14 protein-coding genes are annotated in these 17961 nt (G+C 46.9%); 1 reads left to right on the top strand and 13 read right to left on the bottom strand.

Features of this window, described 5'->3' with window-relative positions; genetic code table 11:
- Nucleotides 1–48: 48 nt before the first annotated feature.
- The 6 genes from PODO_RS16600 to mutS form a co-directional block, all read right to left on the bottom strand.
- A complete protein-coding gene (locus PODO_RS16600; RefSeq protein ID WP_036687740.1) occupies nt 49–2610 on the bottom strand; it encodes a transglycosylase domain-containing protein in 2562 nt (853 codons plus the stop codon).
- Nucleotides 2611–2749: 139 nt separating this feature from the next.
- Nucleotides 2750–2989, bottom strand: a complete 240-nt coding sequence (gene hfq / locus PODO_RS16605) for an RNA chaperone Hfq (protein WP_036687741.1) — start codon at nt 2987–2989, stop codon at nt 2750–2752.
- 19 nt (nt 2990–3008) lie between these two features.
- Complete coding sequence (gene miaA / locus PODO_RS16610) at nt 3009–3989, bottom strand: tRNA (adenosine(37)-N6)-dimethylallyltransferase MiaA (protein ID WP_076144735.1); 981 nt, start codon at nt 3987–3989, stop codon at nt 3009–3011.
- A complete protein-coding gene (locus PODO_RS16615) occupies nt 3979–4728 on the bottom strand; it encodes a class I SAM-dependent methyltransferase (RefSeq protein WP_326058535.1) in 750 nt (249 codons plus the stop codon). Before PODO_RS16615 ends, miaA begins: the two co-directional genes overlap by 11 nt.
- Before the next feature lie 74 nt (nt 4729–4802).
- A complete protein-coding gene (mutL, locus tag PODO_RS16620; RefSeq protein ID WP_038571591.1) occupies nt 4803–6788 on the bottom strand; it encodes a DNA mismatch repair endonuclease MutL in 1986 nt (661 codons plus the stop codon).
- 42 nt (nt 6789–6830) lie between these two features.
- On the bottom strand, nt 6831–9560 hold the full coding sequence (gene mutS, locus PODO_RS16625) for a DNA mismatch repair protein MutS (RefSeq protein ID WP_038571593.1): 2730 nt from the start codon (nt 9558–9560) through the stop codon (nt 6831–6833).
- Nucleotides 9561–9767: 207 nt separating this feature from the next.
- Here mutS and PODO_RS16630 point away from each other — a divergent pair, with 207 nt between their 5' ends.
- Nucleotides 9768–10565 carry a GNAT family N-acetyltransferase gene (locus PODO_RS16630; protein WP_038571594.1) on the top strand — a complete coding sequence of 266 codons (798 nt, stop codon included), beginning with the start codon at nt 9768–9770 and terminating at the stop codon, nt 10563–10565.
- Nucleotides 10566–10581: 16 nt separating this feature from the next.
- Here PODO_RS16630 and PODO_RS31725 read toward each other — a convergent pair whose 3' ends face one another.
- The 7 genes from PODO_RS31725 to PODO_RS16665 form a co-directional block, all read right to left on the bottom strand.
- Nucleotides 10582–11433, bottom strand: coding sequence for a putative amidoligase domain-containing protein (locus PODO_RS31725; protein ID WP_218918650.1), 852 nt, complete (start codon nt 11431–11433; stop codon nt 10582–10584).
- Between the two features lie 609 nt (nt 11434–12042).
- A complete protein-coding gene (locus PODO_RS16640) occupies nt 12043–12600 on the bottom strand; it encodes an outer spore coat protein CotE (RefSeq protein WP_036687755.1) in 558 nt (185 codons plus the stop codon).
- A gap of 226 nt (nt 12601–12826) precedes the next feature.
- The gene (locus PODO_RS16645; RefSeq protein ID WP_051491532.1) at nt 12827–13849 is read right to left on the bottom strand and encodes an HD-GYP domain-containing protein; all 1023 of its coding nucleotides are present in this window, start codon (nt 13847–13849) and stop codon (nt 12827–12829) included.
- A 164-nt stretch (nt 13850–14013) separates the two neighbouring features.
- Nucleotides 14014–15000 (bottom strand): aromatic acid exporter family protein, encoded by a 987-nt coding sequence (locus tag PODO_RS16650; protein ID WP_036687757.1) that lies wholly within the window; start codon nt 14998–15000, stop codon nt 14014–14016.
- Nucleotides 15001–15093: 93 nt separating this feature from the next.
- Entirely contained in the window at nt 15094–15930 is an 837-nt protein-coding gene (locus PODO_RS16655) for an ABC transporter permease (protein ID WP_036687759.1), read from the bottom strand.
- On the bottom strand, nt 15930–16706 hold the full coding sequence (locus PODO_RS16660) for an ABC transporter ATP-binding protein (RefSeq protein ID WP_038571596.1): 777 nt from the start codon (nt 16704–16706) through the stop codon (nt 15930–15932). Before PODO_RS16660 ends, PODO_RS16655 begins: the two co-directional genes overlap by 1 nt.
- Before the next feature lie 50 nt (nt 16707–16756).
- Nucleotides 16757–17779 (bottom strand): ABC transporter substrate-binding protein, encoded by a 1023-nt coding sequence (locus PODO_RS16665; protein ID WP_038571597.1) that lies wholly within the window; start codon nt 17777–17779, stop codon nt 16757–16759.
- Between the last annotated feature and the right edge of the window lie 182 nt (nt 17780–17961).

Consider the following 17961-nt stretch of genomic DNA (forward strand, 5'->3'; position numbering starts at 1 on the left):
AAGCTGGGCTGCCATGGATAAAGCTTATTATTTGAAATTCAAACTCGTTTATTGAGCGGAAGAATCTCCGTTCACAAACCCCGCCTCTGGATCAGGGTTTGTGGACACATTCCCGCTCTCATCGCCGGAACCTTCTCCACCGATAGTGGGTTCTGGAGTTGGAGTCGGCACTGGTGTTGGCGGTGGCGGGGTGATTTCAGGGATCGTCCCTGTACCTCCGTCATTTCCGCCACCCTCGTTGCCGCCTCCGTTATTGCCACCATTTCCATTCTCTCCGTTGTTGCCACCTTCCTCTGGGGTCGGGGTCGGAAGATTAGGATCTATGGTTGGTTCAGGGGTTGGCATTTCATCCTGCACGGATACACTAACCACATTGGATGGTTCGCTCTCCACTTTCAGCGCAGGGTCATAAGAAGTTACATAATACTCGTAAACCAAACCAGGCAGTGCACTAAAATCCCCTGCGCTGGTAGTCACTGTATTTAACAGTGAGCCAAACTCAGCTTCCGATGTCTCTCTACGATAAATACGATACTCAACTCCGGAAATAGGAACTGCCTCCCAATTGAGATTTACAGTCATCGTAGAAGGATCATATGCTGCTGATAGTCCAGTAACGGTCTGAGCTGTTTCTGGTGTTTCTGTAGGCTCAGGGGCAATCTCGTTATCGATCTGCGGGAAGGATTTCTTAGGAACATCCTTCAGCGCTTCCTCCATGACCTTACCCCAGAAAGCAGCGGCAAGCGGACTGCTGTTCTTAAGCAGATGCTTTTTACTTGGCTTGTCATAACCCATCCAGACTGCTGCTGTCCATTCCGGCGTGTAGCCTACAAACCACACATCACGGTTCGAGCTGATTCCAGAATATCCACTTTGCGTCGTACCGGTCTTACCCGCCACAGGACGGTCAATCCTAGCTTTTCTACCCGTACCGCTCTCCACGACCTTCTGCATCATCTCAGTCATTTGATAAGCCGTTTCCTTACTCATCACACGCTCAGGCGTTGTATTCGCTTTGTAGACCGTCTCACCACTGCTGTCAGAGATGGATTTAATGGAATAAGCCTCTCTTAGTTCGCCGCCATTTGCAAAAGCGCTGTAGGCTTGCGCCATTTCCAGCGTATTGGTTCCTTTGCTCATGCCTCCAAGAGCCAGCGAGAGGTTCTTATCCTCGTCTTCCAATCCAATGCCTAGTTTCTTGGCAAATTTAAATCCGGTATTCACACCAATTTCATTGAGCAGCCAAACAGCAGGAATATTCTCTGATTTCTGAATGGCATCACTCATGTTGATGCTCTTAGAATATCCGTGCAGGTTGGTTGGACAATAGTTCGCGAAACATTGCTTCTCATTGCTTAGCGTTGAATTCATGGTGAATTTCCCAGATTCCAGCGCTGGAGCATAAGAGACAATTGGTTTGAAAGCAGAACCTGGAGAACGACGGCTGCCAGTTACACGACTGTAGCCTTTTTTCTCATAATTCCGTCCGCCAAGGAGTGCGACAATGCTGCCATTCTCCTGATTCACAATCGTCATTGAGCCTTGTACCAGCTCTTCATCTACACTCTTTTCAAAATTATCACTATCTGCAAAAGCATCTTCAACCGTTTCTTGAGCATGCTTATCCATGGTAGTGTAAATTTTGTATCCGCCGATATTCAGATCATCTTCTGACAATCCAAATTTTTCTTCCGCCTCATCTACTGCAAAATCAATAAATGCTTGATAACGCTGTTTCTTTTCTGGCGGCTTATAGTTATAATCTACGGCTTTTGCTTCGTCTCTTTCCTGCTCCGTTATGTACCCTTGCTCATACATAAGCTGAAGCACTACTGCGCGCCGTTCCTTCGAAAGATCTGGGTTACGCAGCGGGTTGTAACGAGACGGGCCTTTTGGCATTGCCGCCAATGTCGCGATTTCCCAGACCTTAAGCTGACTCAAATCACTTTTACCAAAATATCTTACTGATGCTGCTTTAATTCCGTAAATTGTACCCCCGAAGTTAATCCGGTTCAGATACATCGTAATGATCTCTTCTTTAGATTTCTGATTCTCAAGGGCTACGGCAATAGACACTTCAGTTGCTTTACGGAAAAACGTCTTGTCCCGTGTCAGGAAGATGTTTTTGGCGAGCTGTTGAGTAATGGTACTACCGCCCTCTACCATACTTCGTGCGGCGATATCCTTTACTGCTGCCCGGCCAATCGACCATAAATCCACACCAGAATGTTCGAAGAAACGTTTATCCTCTGTGGCTACAAAAGCATTAACCAATAACGGTGGAATTTCTTCATACTCTACTGGATCACTTTTCTCCAGTGATAATTCGCCGATTAAATTAGCATTGCGGTCATATACCTTAGTAGTTTCATTCACTGTTAGCTTATCTTGGTTCTCAAGCAGAAGCTTTTGACCATTTAGCATAATGAACAGATATCCACCTAATGCACAAAAAATGGCTAATGCCGTAGCGAAGAACAAGCTCCACAGCACACGCTTCTTCGTCAAAAATTTCTTTTTCTTTTTTGGTTTTGATTTTGGTTTTGATTTGGAACTGGACGATCCTCTATCTCTATTGTGATTCGTCCTGGATGTATCGTCTCTAGACATAATGCCTCCTGACTCCCTTTCGGAAATAAACATAAATGGTCTGCCATGAATGAAAAGAACAACCTTCACAGGTTGCTCTCTCACACTCTATTCAAACGATTTATAAACAAGAAAGGTTTCAATTCATTTTTGATAAATATTATTCTTCACTACTGCTGTCTTGCATCAGTGATACACTACGCTGTGGTGTGAACGTGGAAATTGCGTGTTTATACACCATTTGCTGGCGTCCATCACTGTCAATGACGATTGTAAAATTGTCGAATGCTTTAATTATTCCCCGGATTTGAAAACCGTTGGTCAGATATACCGTAGCAGGGATATTTTCTTTGCGTAGTTGGTTCAAGAATGTATCTTGGATGTTAATGGACTTGTTCATATGACGTACCCCCAATGGTTCAATTAGATTGTTCAGAAGTATATTCAAGACCTGAGAGAAACTTTCCTGCTATTATACCACGTATTTTTGAGAAATTCTCAGAAAAGTTTTGTTCACCTTCGACATCGATCCACTCGATTTCCTTCATGTGGCGAAACCATGACAACTGTCTTTTGGCGAATCGGCGAGTATCGCGTTTAAGCAGTATCACAGCTTCTTCCAGCGTCAGTTCTCCCGCCAGGTAAGCGGCAATTTCCTTGTAACCCAATCCCTGCATGGACACAAGGCTTCTGCTGTAACCGTTATCCAGCAGTCCCTTCACCTCAGCAACGAGACCATCCGCCAGCATGCTATCAATTCGGTCCTCAATACGTTTATATAGTATTTTCCGGTCCATTGTCAAACCTATGAGACATAAGTCATAGGGTGATTCCTTCTTTTGAGCAGCATGAGAAGCGGAAAGTGTAGTGTTTGTCTGGTGTTGAATTTCCAGTGCACGGATAATTCTGCGACGGTCGTTAGGATGAAGTTTGGCTGCGCTGACTGGATCAACCGCCTCGAGTCTGGCATGCAGTGCAAGCGCTCCATATTCTTCCGCAAATTGATCCTGCTCTTTACGGAAGGCTTCATCAGCCACTGCTTCCGAGAACTGAAAGCCGTAACATAAAGACTCAATATACAGTCCAGTCCCCCCTACGATAAAGGGAAGCTTCCCTCTAGCGCTTATCTCCTCGATAAGTCTAGTGCCCTGCTCTTGAAATTCAGCGGCAGAATACGCATCCTGCGGATCATGAATATCGATCAGGTGATGGGGAATTCCCTTCATTTCAGCGGTTGTAATCTTAGCTGTACCAATATCCATACCACAATAAACCTGCATCGAATCGCCGGAAATAATCTCAGCGTTATAAGCTGCTGCCAGCTCCAGACTTAACCGGGTTTTGCCTACGGCAGTTGGTCCTAACAGCACTAGAACCTTATGCCTTTCTTTAGTTGTCAATGTGTATCACCCCGTACGATGTTTTGGAGTTGCTTCGGAGCAGCTCAGTAAACCCTAGGCGTTCAAATTCGCCACTCAAAGCCTTTTCTTTTAAAAGAACAGTCTTACGGGCGACCCTAACCGCCTCTGCTACACTCTCTGTCGATAAGGCTGCACGGTTAGCGAATTGCCGCAGCGGGGAAATCGAGGCAGAACCCGTCAGAGGCACGCGAAACATAGGATCGAAGTAGACAATATCCACACTTCGATCTGGTTGAGACCGTAAATAATCCAAATGTTCACTATGCACGACATTAACTCTGCGTAAAGCCTCATTGACCTTTACTTGCCCAGAGGTGTAATGAGACATCCCTTCACTGAGCAGTGCGTACAGCGGTAATGAGCTCTCCAAAGCGGTAACCTCCGAGGACTCACCACCATGCACAGCAAACAGTAAGGAGTCGGCTCCTAATCCGGCTGTACAATCCAATACGCTATCTCCGGGAAGCATTCGAGCAGCAACAAGCATCGGCTCGATCTCACCCTTTAGGATTCGTTTAGCGCGAACGAAGCCCATGCTTGGATGAAACTCCATAGGCTCCATTCCTAAGCGGTGTAGTCGAACAGCGTCCTGAGATAGAATCAGAATATCCTCATCTCCGTAATGTTCAACCATCCTTGTAATTGAGAGTTTCTCACGTGAAGCATAACTACAACCCGTTCTCTCCGCAAGGCTTTGCGCGCGTTCTACTATTTCCATTATCGGGCTATACCCCGTAGTTATAATCATGGTGCCTCCAGTCTTGCTCTCAACAAATTTCAAAAAATGTATAATTACATAACCCGCTTGAACAATTTCTCTAAATCATAGGATGAAAAAGAGATCACAATCGGCCGTCCATGTGGGCAAGTATACGGTTGCTTGCACTCTGCAAGTCGGGATAACAGAGCTTCCACTTCCTGTTCTGTTAGTTTATGGTTGGCCTTAATCGAGGCTTTACATGAACACAGAATCGATGACTTTTCTCTTAGCTTCGCAAGATCAATCATACGCTCACTTAAGACCCACTCCGCCATTTCTTCAACGACCGCCTTCTCATCCCCTTCAGGAAACCAATAGGGCAAGGAACGAACGAGAAAGGTTTGTCCGCCAAAGTGCTCAAGGTATACCCCGGCCTGCTGAAACCAATGTAGACGTTCACTAAGCTGGCGACTTTCAGAAGGCGTGAACTCCAGCGTAATCGGCAGTAGCAGCTCCTGTGAGGCATCCTCCGGCCGACCAAATTTCTCATAGAAGTATTCGTAATTAATTCGTTCATGTGCCGCATGCTGATCGATTAAATAAAGCCCTCCATCATTCTGAGCAATAATATACGTCCCATGATGCTGACCTATATAATTAAGCTCAGGAAAGGCCGGAAGTCCAGGCTCTTCTTGTTGTGGTGGAGCCCATAGCTTCTCAACCGAAAGGAGCTGCTTCTGCGACATTGAGGTTTCTTGCGGGCGATAGCTATTGGAATAACTAGTATTCGCACTAGTTTGGCGCCCCTGCGAAGATGAAGACGGATAGCCTGACCCGTAAGCTGGAGCCACCTCGCGAGCCACCTGATGATCCGCCTGACCTTCCTTGCTAAAATCACGGGTATTACGGTCAAGGCTCGATGACTGTAGTCCACTTAAGAAGTTGGCAGATCCCGTGGGAGCTGTATCCTTCACATCACCAGTCGAAGATGACGGTGGAACGGCCCCTTTGGAAAAAGCAAATTGCTCCTGAATAAAGGAGTTGCTGCCCTTGGGTCCGATTGTTTCCTTGCTTGGACGTGGAATCAGACTTTGCCCCAGCAGTATTTTGCGGATCTCCTGCTCAACAAAGGTGTAAAGCTCATTCTCTTTACTAAATCGAACCTCCAGTTTTGCTGGATGTACATTGACATCTACCAAAGAGGGGTGCATATCCAGTTCAAGAACTAATAGCGGATAACGGTTAATCGGAAGCAAGGTATGATAAGCGCGCATGATTGCTGCGTTCAGACCATTACTGCGAATATAACGTCCACCGACAATAGTAGTGATTGCATTTCGATTGGAACGAGTCCATTCTGGACGACTAATATATCCGGAAATCCGGTAATCCAAGTCTTCTGCCGTAATCGGCAGCATTGCTTTGGCGGCATTGGTTCCGTAAACAGCTGCGATGACCTGCAGCAGATCACCATTTCCGAGCGTATGCAGCAGCTGATTGCCATTATGATGCAAGGTAAAAGAGATCCCCGGATGAGCGAGCGCCATGCGGTACATGGCATCTGAGATATGGCCCAGCTCCGTCTGAATACTCTTCATATATTTCAGCCTTGCCGGCGTATTAAAAAATAATTCACGAACGGCAAGATCACTTCCCCGGCCGGAAGGAGCGTCCTCATTTCGTATGAGATTGCCACCCTCAATGTCTACTAGGCGCCCTTTGCCGTCATCGGCAGTTGCAGTTAGAAGCGATACCTTGGATACCGCGGCAATACTGGGAAGTGCCTCTCCGCGGAAGCCTAAGCTTGTGATTTGAAATAGATCACGGCCATTCAGAATTTTACTTGTAGCATGCCGGTAAAAGGCGGTCTCACAATCTTCAGGATCAATCCCAGAGCCATTATCTTTAACGCGGATGCTCTGCAAGCCCCCCTCTTCTACCGATACCTCAATTCTTGTACTGCCAGCGTCAATCGCATTCTCGACAAGCTCCTTTACAACAGAAGCTGGCCGCTCTACTACTTCACCCGCAGCAATCTGGTTGGCAATATGCTCGTCCAATATATGAATTTTGGCCATTTCATTCACCTCTTATTTAGGCAATCAATTATTATAAAATCTTTATTGCAGATCCTTAACCTTCATCTTCAGCTCGTTCAACAGACTCATCGCCTGCAGCGGCGTCATATTCATAAGATCAGCGTCACGCACAGAAGAAATGAACTCTTTTAGCGCGGGATTCTCATGGATTTCAGTTACCGCTACTTGATGTGCACTACCTTTGCGGTTCTTGGGTGGTTCTTCCTCACCAAAGATAGACAACTGAACAACCTCATTTTCTACAGGTGCCTCAGTGATGACACTTACGGCTTGCGCCACGGAAGATGTGCTAGCAACTTCTCTTACAGCCGCCTGTCTTTCGAGGCTTCCCCCGTAATGAAGTTCAGTACCACCAGGATGGGCTGCCTGCTCAATGCTCTGTAAGAGACCATAAGCTCGGTCAATAATCCCTTCAGGAAGACCCGCAAGACGTGCACAATAGATCCCATAGCTGCTGTCAGCCGCTCCAGGAACTAGCTTGCGCAGGAAGTTTACTTTATCGCCGCTCTCTTGAACAGCCATAGAGTAATTCCGCAGTCCTTTAAGACTCCCTTCCAAATGAGCCAATTCATGAAAATGGGTCGAAACTAGAGCTTTGCAAGAAATAACATCATGTACATATTCAATAACCGCCTGAGCGATGGCCATACCTTCACTGGTCGAGGTACCTCTTCCCAGCTCATCAATAATAATCAAGCTGCGAGCTGTTGCTTTCTCTGTCATAACCTGGATGTCAGCCATTTCCACCATAAATGTACTTTGACCACCGATCAAATCATCAGCTGCTCCAATACGAGTAAAGATCCGGTCTATAAGCGGAACTTCAGCACTGTTTGCTGGAACAAAACATCCAATCTGAGCCATGATGCAGATCAGCGCCACCTGACGCATGTAGGTGCTTTTGCCCGCCATATTAGGACCTGTAATTAGAAGAATGTTACCTTCTTCCTTACTCAGCGTGCTTCCATTTGCAATAAACGCGGAATCTTTAAGCACCGCCTCCACAACAGGATGACGGCCCCCTTCAAGCCGAAGATCATAACCATCCGAAAGGACTGGCTTCACAAAACGATGTTCGGCACTAACTGCCGCCAAGCATTGATACACATCAATCTCGGCAACCTTTTCTGCAAGATTTTGCAGGCGGGGGATTTGCCCGCTGATGCGATTACGCAGCTCGGTAAAGAGGCTGTATTCCAAATCCGTCATTTTATCCTGAGCTTCAAGAATAAGTGCTTCCTTCTCTTTAAGCTCAGGTGTGACAAAACGCTCTGCGTTAGCAAGCGTCTGTTTGCGTTCATAACGTCCTTCCGGCAATGCAGCCAGATTGGATTTGGTGATCTCTATGAAATAACCGAAGATTTTGTTATAGCCGATCTTCAGTGACTTAATGCCAGTGGCCTGTCTTTCCTTAGCCTCCAGTTCAGCGATCCAACGTTTACCGTTACTGCTAGCTTCCCTAAGCTCGTCTAAACGTTCATGATAACCGGAACGGATAATTCCACCGTCGCGCACAGACACCGGGGCATCCTCGACGATTGCACGGTCAATGTCCTCTCGCAGCTCGGCGCATTCATCCATGCTTGCACCGATCTCTCGTAAAGTAGCTGAACCGGAGGTCATACATAATTCCTTCAATGCAGGAATTTGCGCCAGCGATAATTTCAGGGCATTCATATCACGGCCATTGGCGCTGCCAAAAGCAATACGACCCACCAACCGCTCCAAATCATAAATTTCTTTAAGCGCTAAACGCAGGTCCTCGCGAACGATAAACTGATTGTACAAATAATCGACAGCCTCTAGGCGCCGTTCGATCGGAGCTCGCTGCAATAGCGGCTTATCAATTCTACGGCGCAACAGACGGGCGCCCATCGACGTTTCCGTTCGATCCAGCAGCCAGAGCAAGGATCCTTTTTTGGAGCGTTCGCGAACCGTTTCGGTTAGTTCAAGGTTCCGGCGTGTAAATGGATCTAGAATCATATAATTGCCTGGTTCATAAGGAGAAATCTGACTAAGCTGCCCTAACGAACGCCGCTGGGTCTCATTCAGATAAGAGATCAGAAGCGCCAGACATTGTCCACGTTCCTTCTCTAGACGTACCCATGCCGCTTCACCGAACTGACGACGTGCCAGCTCCTCCTCGCGTTTCTCCCAAGGGGTGTAAACTACAGGTTTGGCTAACAGCGGCGTTTCGCTTCGCAGAATCTCCAACAGTGCAGCGTCTCCGATGATCTCAGCCGGTTCATAGATGCCAATCTCATCACGCAGCCATTCGGCTCCAGATAATACCGAAGTAACATATAGCTCACCAGTTGTTAAATCGCAGGCAGCTAATGCCATCATTCCGTCACTTTCGGTAACGCAAACGAGGTAGTTGTTGCTCTTGTCAGCAATGATTTTTCCATCCATCACGGTTCCTGGTGTCACGACGCGTACAATATCCCGCTTCACCATGCCTTTCGTGACTGAAGCATCCTCTAACTGCTCACAAATGGCGACTTTATATCCTTTTTCTATCAGGCGTTGAATATATCCCTCGGCGGCGTGGTAAGGCACTCCACACATAGGGATTTTCTCCTCGCCCCCGCCTTCGCGGCCTGTCAACGTAATCTCAAGCTCCTTGGAAGCCAAAATGGCATCTTCAAAGAACATTTCATAGAAATCGCCCAGTCTAAAAAATAGGAAGGCATCCTTAGCCCCTTCCTTTACCTTTAAATATTGCTCTATCATCGGCGTATATTGTGCCATGGTCAACCTCCATGCCTATTTAATGCTGTCCCCCATTATAACAGAAAATTGGTGGACAAAGTTACCCTGAAACCTCACATTAGTACAACGAAAGACTAGAATACTTATCAGACAAACACTTACAGGAGGTATATTCTTCTGCTTTTAAATATTGTAAAATATTAACACAGAGCATCAGCCCATATGAAAATCAAAGGAGAATACAATATGATACGAAAGCTAACGAAGGATGATCAAGAGCTGCTGATGGCATTGCTGCGGAAAGAGCCGGCGCTTAATTTATTTATCATTGGCGATGTGGAGAATTTTGGGTTTGAACAGGATTTCATGGATTTGTGGGGAGAGATTGATCCAGCTGACGGGCGGATAAAAGCCGTTCTGCTGCGCTTCTATAGAAGCTACCTTCCTTATGCAGATGGCCCTTTTGATGTCGAGGGGTTCGCTGAGATTATCCGAAAGGATAATGACATGCATATGATCTCCGGAGCCTCAGAGGTGGTGAAGGCTTTTGACGGGGAAATTAATTTCAAACAAGTAAAACAGCTGTATTTTGCTGAATTAAAAGATATGAACAATAAAATAAGTGAGTCCTTCTCTTCAGCTGAGCCTATCAAAAAAGCTACAGTTCAGGATGTAGAAGCGATTTGCGCACTCACCGATACCATTGAAGAATTTGAAAGCAGCCGGAATGGTTCAAGAACCAGCCTGCGTAAAACGCTGGAAAGCAACACCGGCCGCACGTATTATATGGAACGGGAAGATAAGGTCATTGTCACAGCTTCAACTTCAGCGGAAAATTCCATGTCAGCGATGATTGTCGGGGTTGCCACACATCAAGCATTCAGAGAGCAAGGCCTTGCTTCGCGCGTAATGGCACAGCTATGTGCAGACCTGCTTCATGAAGGAAAGTCATTATGCCTCTTTTATGACAACCCACATGCCGGAGTTATTTATAAACGACTTGGCTTTCAAGATATCGGTTCATGGACCATCGTTAACATGTAGACCAAATAGTAAAATATCACATTTTTACTTTGCTGCACCATAACTCACGTATATCACGCGACTCATCCCACGTCCGCTCAGCGGCAATATATTCGAATAAAGGCTCGATATAGGGGGCGGCAATCTCGTAGCCGCCTAGGGAACGCAGCTGCGCCAGCAATGGGGGGATTGCGGCGCGCAGCGGAGGTTTATCGCCGCTGTAGTAGGCGATATGCAGGTCTTCCCGGTCTAGCGGGCGTTGCGTCAGGTCCTCATAATGGCTCACGATCAGATGAGCCAGATAGACCGCGCCTTTAGCGATGACCGGGGATACCAGGAAGCTCGGCAAGGTCCGGTACTCGAAGCCGCCATGCGGCTGAGTCCGGAAATCGCCGAGCACGCCGTATCGGGGACGACGCGCCCCTGCGCGGACGTCTTCGAGTAGAAGCATGGGCAGCGCGAGATAGTTATCGAGCGCGCGCAGCAGCGGCGCCGTCAGCGTCACGCCGCTGAAGTGCAGATGGCCGCCGAGGGCCCAGCCCGTCAGCGGCATGCCTCCCGCCCGCCAGCGCAGCGAGCGGTCGGCGATGAGCCGGTCCGCCAGCGCCGCGGCGGACATCAGCTGCGCCAGCAGCGCGCGCGGTTCCCCGCGCGGCTGAGGGCGCAGCTCGGCGACCGGGAACGCGCCGCGCGTTCCCGGAGGTCCGGCGTCGCAGCCAGCGACGCCGTCCGTGGGCAGGTACCGCGACGCAGGCACGACGCGGCCGGTGGATTCCCGGAGGATGATGAACTCCGGGTCCATACCCATCAGCAAGCCGCTGCGGCCCGGCTGCTCCAGAGCCAGCTCTCGTTCCAGCGCTAACGCTGCGGAACGATAAGGCTCGGGCAATCGTTGCCCGGAGGTCTTTACTAGTGGAGTGACTCCCTCCACCACATACCTCCGGTTCCCCATTGCCCTCAGCAGTACCTCACCGCTATCCAGCCCCAAGCTGTACAGCGTGCGGACAGCAATCCGCTGGAGCAATTTCATCACCCCGCGAAGCTCTCCCCGCACTCGGCCTCCCGTGGTATTGCTCTCGGCATTAGCAAAGCTCACAGCTTCGCTATAATTATCGGTGGCCGCACGCATTCCAAGACCCGCTCCAAGCAAAGAGATGTGGAGCACAGTCAAATGATAAACCAATATCTTATAACACTGCCTGTGCCCCTTCTCAGTAGCGTGTGAAGCATATGTATCGACAAAACGTTTTACAGATGGCGTCAGCGTTGCTTCAACTCCGCTTCTAAGCAATCTAGACTCTCTCTCTGCCACAGACAATTCTGAATACACCTTAAGACCTTCATTCATACTCTTTAGCGCCTCCATCCGAGCGTGAACCTTTTTTCATCCTAAAAATAAATAAAAAAAAGGAGGGCATTCGCCCTCTACGCCGCCGCACTCCCTACATATAATGGACCATAACCCATTGATACTCAGTTAACGGCGGCGTATCCTTCCTTACAGCTCATCATCCAGATTGTCAGGGTCCAGATCATCGTAATCGAAGCTATCACCTTCAAAATCATAATCCTTGTCTTCTGGATCATCACTTTGCTCAGTGACATACACACGGACTTTGGTCTCAGCCACCAACTCCACTTCGAATTCGCGCTCTACGCGAAGTGTCACACTGCCTCCGCCTGGCGATACGCCCGCTTCTACACAGTTGGGTTCCTGCGTTGCCTCCGCAGAGACCTCAACTGTTGAAGTGCGGTGTCTCGTGTCCAGGTAGGAAAGCGGGATGAGCTCCACATAAGAGACTGTTTCCTTTGCTACCTCGGTCTGCTTGTTCTTGTCGTACGAGTACCAGATGTTTACATCATAAGTACCAATTACTTCGATTCCGTTCCCGGCGGCAACCGCTTCGTATTGGTGGTTGATAATCCAAGCCCCCAAAATACTAGTCGGATGATGTGGCGGAGTCACGGTATGGGTTGCTGTAGAGAACTTACGACCTTTGCCGCAAATTGCCTTCGTAATGATCTCCCTTGTTTGACGTTTATGGCTTAATGACATCTTTGAACCTCCTCCATACAATCATTCACTATCAAGTGTATGCAGGTTCTAGGCATTTGTTGATTGTTAGACTATAAATAAATTTGAGTAAGCCCTCAAGAAGGCTTTTTCAGGAGACTCATAGTTCATTTTATTTCAAAATTTGTACATATATGAGTAGATTCCAAAAATGGTCCAACCTGTTCCAGAGCCATTCCTGACCCCTCAAAAAACCTTAAAACACCAGCTATTGCGGGATTACCCGCACAATTCCAAGCGATCTATGTTTGCTTAAGTCAATAAAATCCTCATCAATATTCACCAGTGGCCGCAAAGGGTCTGTAGCAAGAATCATAACAATTTTTCCTTTTCGCCCATCTGTCAATTCCACTTCGTTCCCTAGCATTGACTGCATTAACTTATTAATAAACACTCTGCAAATATAAGGGTCGAGCTTACCGAACACACTCTCCTCCATTTGCAGTAATACTTCGTATAAAGGAGCCGCTTTGCGATAAAAACGGTCGGAGGTCATCGCGTGAAACACATCAGCCACAGCAACGATTTTACTGAAATCAGTAATCCGGTTCCCAAGCACACCAAATGGATAACCACTGCCGTCCATTCTTTCATGATGCTGTAAGGCTACTAGCGCTTGGGTATGGTTTGTGCCTACCGTATCCCTGATCATCTCATACCCAAAGGTCGTATGCTTTTTCATCAGCTGAAACTCTTCGTCGGATAATGGACCGGGCTTGGTTAATATGTCATCCGGGATTCTCATTTTGCCGATATCATGAAGAGTCGCTGCAATGGTCAACATGCTCAAATCCTCAGACTTTAGCTTCAGCCATTTGCCTAGCAAGGTAGATATTATGCCCACGGCTACATTATGTCTGTATGTATAATCATCTTTGGTCTGCAAAGCAGCCAATACTCCGTAGAAGTCATTCTTTTCGCTTACCTGCTGGATAAACGGAATCACTTCATTTCTAACTTCCAGCATAGGAATTCTTTTATTTTTGTTATGACGAATCTGTTCAAAAATATTCTCAATCGCAGCTGTACAATCATCAATTGCAAGCTGGAAAAATTCCGCGCTATCCAGCTGGACGACGTCATGAGATTCCAGAGTGATCTTATGTTGTCGAATTAATCTAATATGTTCAGCACTCAATAAAGTCAATGCGGGTAAAACAAATACTCCTTTGTCATTAAAGAGGTTAGCTACAAGTTGTTTTCCGATAAATGATTCCATATCTTTGTCCATACGCCTCACCTGCCAATGCGGAAAATTCGTATATGAATTTCCTGCTTGAATTTGAACTCACCCTATAATTGTTAATCCCTTTCGGAGATCAACTTTTAGTTCATACATATTTTATCGTGATTTCAGGGGCGAATGTTAATACTTCACTTTATTAAAGCCTAATTTTAAGCTTTTTTCCGGGTGAGCAAACGTTTCTCAGGCTTATAGCTGACCGGTATTTTATGGCGTTTCGCAATTTTCAAATAAAGTGCCAATTCTCTGCAAAGCTGCAGAATCGCTGATCGCACTTCGAATTCCTCACGTGTCTCCGGCAAATCCATGCTTTCAAATTCTTGTTCAAGCTCTTCCAGCAAATGTTCCGTGCGGCCTGTATATTCTTCAGCCAAAACATCTCCGCTAAGCTGGTCGAACAATTCAGCTACCATCTCTCCATGCGGTAAATGGCGATATACTTGAGAAATCAGCTGCATCATGCTTTGAATCGATTCCAGCTGCTCCTTACGCATATAGAAATAGACATTCCAAGCTTCATCAGGATGAATCACATGATTCTCCATCTCACGAGTAGCGGCAGTCAGTCCCCGCTGCACTGCATTATCCGCATCAATTAATTCTTTGCCATCCCACATATACGCAGGTTCACGCAAAGTACGGGCCATCTGAGTAAAAATAACTGAAAAGTATCTATCCACTTCCTTGCGGATTCCATAAATAACTCCCCCGGTCTGTGGCATGTAAATCAAGTTAACCACCCCCGCTGAACCGAGACCTATGGCCAGAAGCTCTACTTGCTGCAACAACACATGAAGCGATAACTCAGCTTGTCCAAAAACACGAAACACAATAACAGAGCTAGTGACAATCCCTTCCTTGTAGCCGGACTTCACAATCATCGGAAAGCCAACCAGAACGTATAGTCCAAGCACCCAGTAATGAAATCCTAATATCCAAAATAAAATACACCCAAAAAAGAGTCCCACGAGCGAGGCCAAAAAACGCGCCGTTATCGTCCGGAAACTCCTTTTCAAGGTAACCTCCACACCCAAAATGGCTAAAAGCCCTGCACTTTGTGCATTGGGTATGCCTACTGCAGACGCGAGAAGAACGGACATTAACGTCGCAGCAGCTGTTTTAATCACACGAAATCCCATAACCCTATCTCTCCTTAAAAGCACTAACCGTTAATAGGTAAAGATATAGACATGTTACAAGATTTTGTGTACGGACACAACGTTACATTAGACTTACCGCCGGTATAACAAGCGCTTCTCCAGATACACTACCAGTTGATACATTGCCGTTGCTACGGCTGCGATAATCAGCAGACTGGACATCACAAGCGTGAAATTAAACACCTGGAATCCATATATGATCAGGTACCCAAGACCGGATTTTGCTACTAGAAACTCTCCCACGATAACCCCGACCCATGACATACCCACATTCACCTTTAGGGTAGAGACAACCGTTGGAAAAGATGCCGGAAGAATCACTTTAAAAAACACCTGAACTTTAGAAGCTCCAAAAGAACGAACCACCTTCACCAGATTAGGATCCACACTACAAAAGCTATTGTAAACAACAAGTGTAGTAATGATCACCGTAATCGATAAGGTTGTTACAACGATAGCGGTGAAACCCGCCCCGAACATTACGATAAAAATCGGCCCCAAGGCCACCTTCGGCATACTGTTAAAGACAACCATAAACGGATCAAGCACCGCTGATAAAAACGGAGACCACCAAATAATCACTGCCAGCAGCGTTCCTAACAAGGTTCCCAGAACAAACCCTACCGCAGTCTCTCCTACCGTCATCCCCAAATGAGGCCACAAGCTTCCACTGATCATATCCTGCCAAATCTGCTTGAAGATTTTTGTCGGGTAGCTGAACAATAACTCATCAATCCAGCCCATTCTTGCTCCCGCTTCCCACAGCACAAAGAACAGCAGCAACAGACTGCTTCTTACAGCAATTACCTGATTACGCTGGCGCTGCTTTCTTTTTTTGAAATCCACATGCATTTGCTGCAGCCACAGTTCACGGGAAGCTAAAACTCCCGCTTGCTCTGTTCGTTTCATTAGCTTTCCCTCCCTGCGATCTCCATCTCTGTCCATACTTCATGAAAAAGCTCCGCAAACCCTGGCTGATCACGCGCATACAGCGGTGGGGCTGAGCGGATTAGCTCCGGAACAGGAAACACTTTACGAATCTTCCCTGGATTTCGCTGCAATAAAATAACCCTATTGCTGACCGCAATCGCTTCTGACAGATCATGCGTGACCAAAATAGCCGTGGTTCCCCGGCTGCGTAAGGTCTCTGAGACTAAATCCTCCAGCTGAAGTTTGATCTGATAATCAAGTGCCGAGAACGGCTCGTCTAGCAGCAGCAGTCCTGGATTGGTAGCTAATGTTCGTACAAGAGCCACCCGTTGCCGCATCCCTCCGGATAGCTGAGAAGGATAGGCATGTTCTTTCCCTTCTAATCCCATCTCGCGAAGCAGCTCCAAAGTCCGTTTATGGCTCTCCTCGTTTAAGCTTCCGGTAAGCTCCAGTCCAAGCACAGCATTGTCTAGAATACTCCGCCAAGGAAAAAGATAATCCTGCTGCAGCATATATCCAACCTCAGGTGAAGGGCCTAGAATGGGTTGGCCATTTACGAATACTTCACCCTCAGAGGGCTGCAGCAGTCCGGCAATAATCGATAGGAGAGTCGTCTTGCCACAGCCACTTGGACCTACTAAGCTGACGAACTCTCCCTGCTCGACATTAAGATTTAGATCCTCAACGGCCAGTGAAGCTTCCCGATCGCCGAGATAGGCATGCGTTACTCCCTTTAATTGCACTACTGGAAGCAAGGTCATCCCCTCCTTATAGTTAACAAAATCCATTTAGGATCTTATCTCTCTTATTTAGAGCCACTGCTCTTTATGGTCTTTTCAGCTTTTTCAGCAAAAGTATTGTTCACGATTTTTTCTGCTGGAACACGTTCTTTAAGTTCACCTGCGTTATCCATAACATCCAGCAGATTATTCCATTCTTCATTATCAACAACCGGATTAATGGCGTAGGTGTCCTGTTCCTTGTAGCGTTTTACAGCAGAAATCACAATGTCACGATCCGTTTTATCAAAATAAGTTATTATGGCATCCGTAATTTCTTCAGGACTATGTTCCTTCACCCAAAGCTGAGCACGCTGGATGGCATTAGTGAACTTTTGCACGGTGTCCCCATTTTTGCTTATATAGCTGTTCTTTGACATAAATACTGTGTAAGGTAAATAACCGCTCTCTACCCCAAACGATGCCACTACAGCTCCCCGGTCTTCTCGTTCGAAGATAGAGGCCTGCGGCTCAAACAGCTGCACATAATCACCAGTACCTGAAGCAAATGCACCGGCAATATTAGCAAAATCGATATTTTGGATCAAGGTAATATCCTTCGCAGGATCAATTCCTTTTTTAGATAAAGTAAACGCGCCTGCCATTTGTGGCATTCCGCCTTTTCTTTGACCAAGGAAAGTAGAGCCCTTCACTTTATCCCAATTAAAATCTCCATCAGCCTTCCGGGCGAACAGGAAAGTTCCATCCCTTTGAGTCAGCTGTGCAAAATTAATGACCGGATCATCCGAGCCCTGCTGATACACGTAAATGGAGGTTTCTGAACCAACCAACGCCACATCAATAGCACCTGAAAGCAATGCGGTCATCGTTTTATCGCCACCGGGAATCGTCTGCAGTTCTACATCCAGCCCTTCATCTTTGAAGAAACCTTGAGTCAAGGCAACATACTCGGGTGCATAAAAGACAGAGCGGGTAACCTCCCCAATCTTCACCTTTACCGTCTCTGACTTTCCGCCGCAACCGGCAAGTACTGAAAAGCATAAAGTAATGATCATGAGCGACAATGACAGCTTTTTCCGAATCTTCATTCTTCATTCTCCTTTCTTACCGGGTCCTTCGCCCTTGCTTAAAGCATATGCACATGCCTACTGAAAGGTTAAAATCCCGAATATCGTGGGGAATTAAAAGAATATCCATGATAATAGCGGTTTTTATTGAATTTATGGATAAATATCACTGGATTTGCTGTTTTTATATCTGTGCAAACGTT

The sequence above is a fragment of the Paenibacillus odorifer genome (genome assembly GCF_000758725.1).
GTDB classification, from domain to species: Bacteria; Bacillota; Bacilli; order Paenibacillales; family Paenibacillaceae; genus Paenibacillus_AQ; species Paenibacillus_AQ odorifer.

What these genes read in the sequence shown, in the direction of transcription:
- PODO_RS16600 (WP_036687740.1), bottom strand. Translation starts at nt 2,610, where the DNA reads ATGTCTAGAGACGATACATCCAGGACGAATCACAATAGAGATAGAGGA.
- hfq (WP_036687741.1), bottom strand. Translation starts at nt 2,989, where the DNA reads ATGAACAAGTCCATTAACATCCAAGATACATTCTTGAACCAACTACGC.
- PODO_RS16615 (WP_326058535.1), bottom strand. Translation starts at nt 4,728, where the DNA reads ATGGAAATAGTAGAACGCGCGCAAAGCCTTGCGGAGAGAACGGGTTGT.
- mutL (WP_038571591.1), bottom strand. Translation starts at nt 6,788, where the DNA reads ATGGCCAAAATTCATATATTGGACGAGCATATTGCCAACCAGATTGCT.
- mutS (WP_038571593.1), bottom strand. Translation starts at nt 9,560, where the DNA reads ATGGCACAATATACGCCGATGATAGAGCAATATTTAAAGGTAAAGGAA.
- PODO_RS16630 (WP_038571594.1), top strand. Translation starts at nt 9,768, where the DNA reads ATGATACGAAAGCTAACGAAGGATGATCAAGAGCTGCTGATGGCATTG.
- PODO_RS16640 (WP_036687755.1), bottom strand. Translation starts at nt 12,600, where the DNA reads ATGTCATTAAGCCATAAACGTCAAACAAGGGAGATCATTACGAAGGCA.
- PODO_RS16645 (WP_051491532.1), bottom strand. Translation starts at nt 13,849, where the DNA reads ATGGACAAAGATATGGAATCATTTATCGGAAAACAACTTGTAGCTAAC.
- PODO_RS16650 (WP_036687757.1), bottom strand. Translation starts at nt 15,000, where the DNA reads ATGGGATTTCGTGTGATTAAAACAGCTGCTGCGACGTTAATGTCCGTT.
- PODO_RS16655 (WP_036687759.1), bottom strand. Translation starts at nt 15,930, where the DNA reads ATGAAACGAACAGAGCAAGCGGGAGTTTTAGCTTCCCGTGAACTGTGG.
- PODO_RS16665 (WP_038571597.1), bottom strand. Translation starts at nt 17,779, where the DNA reads ATGAAGATTCGGAAAAAGCTGTCATTGTCGCTCATGATCATTACTTTA.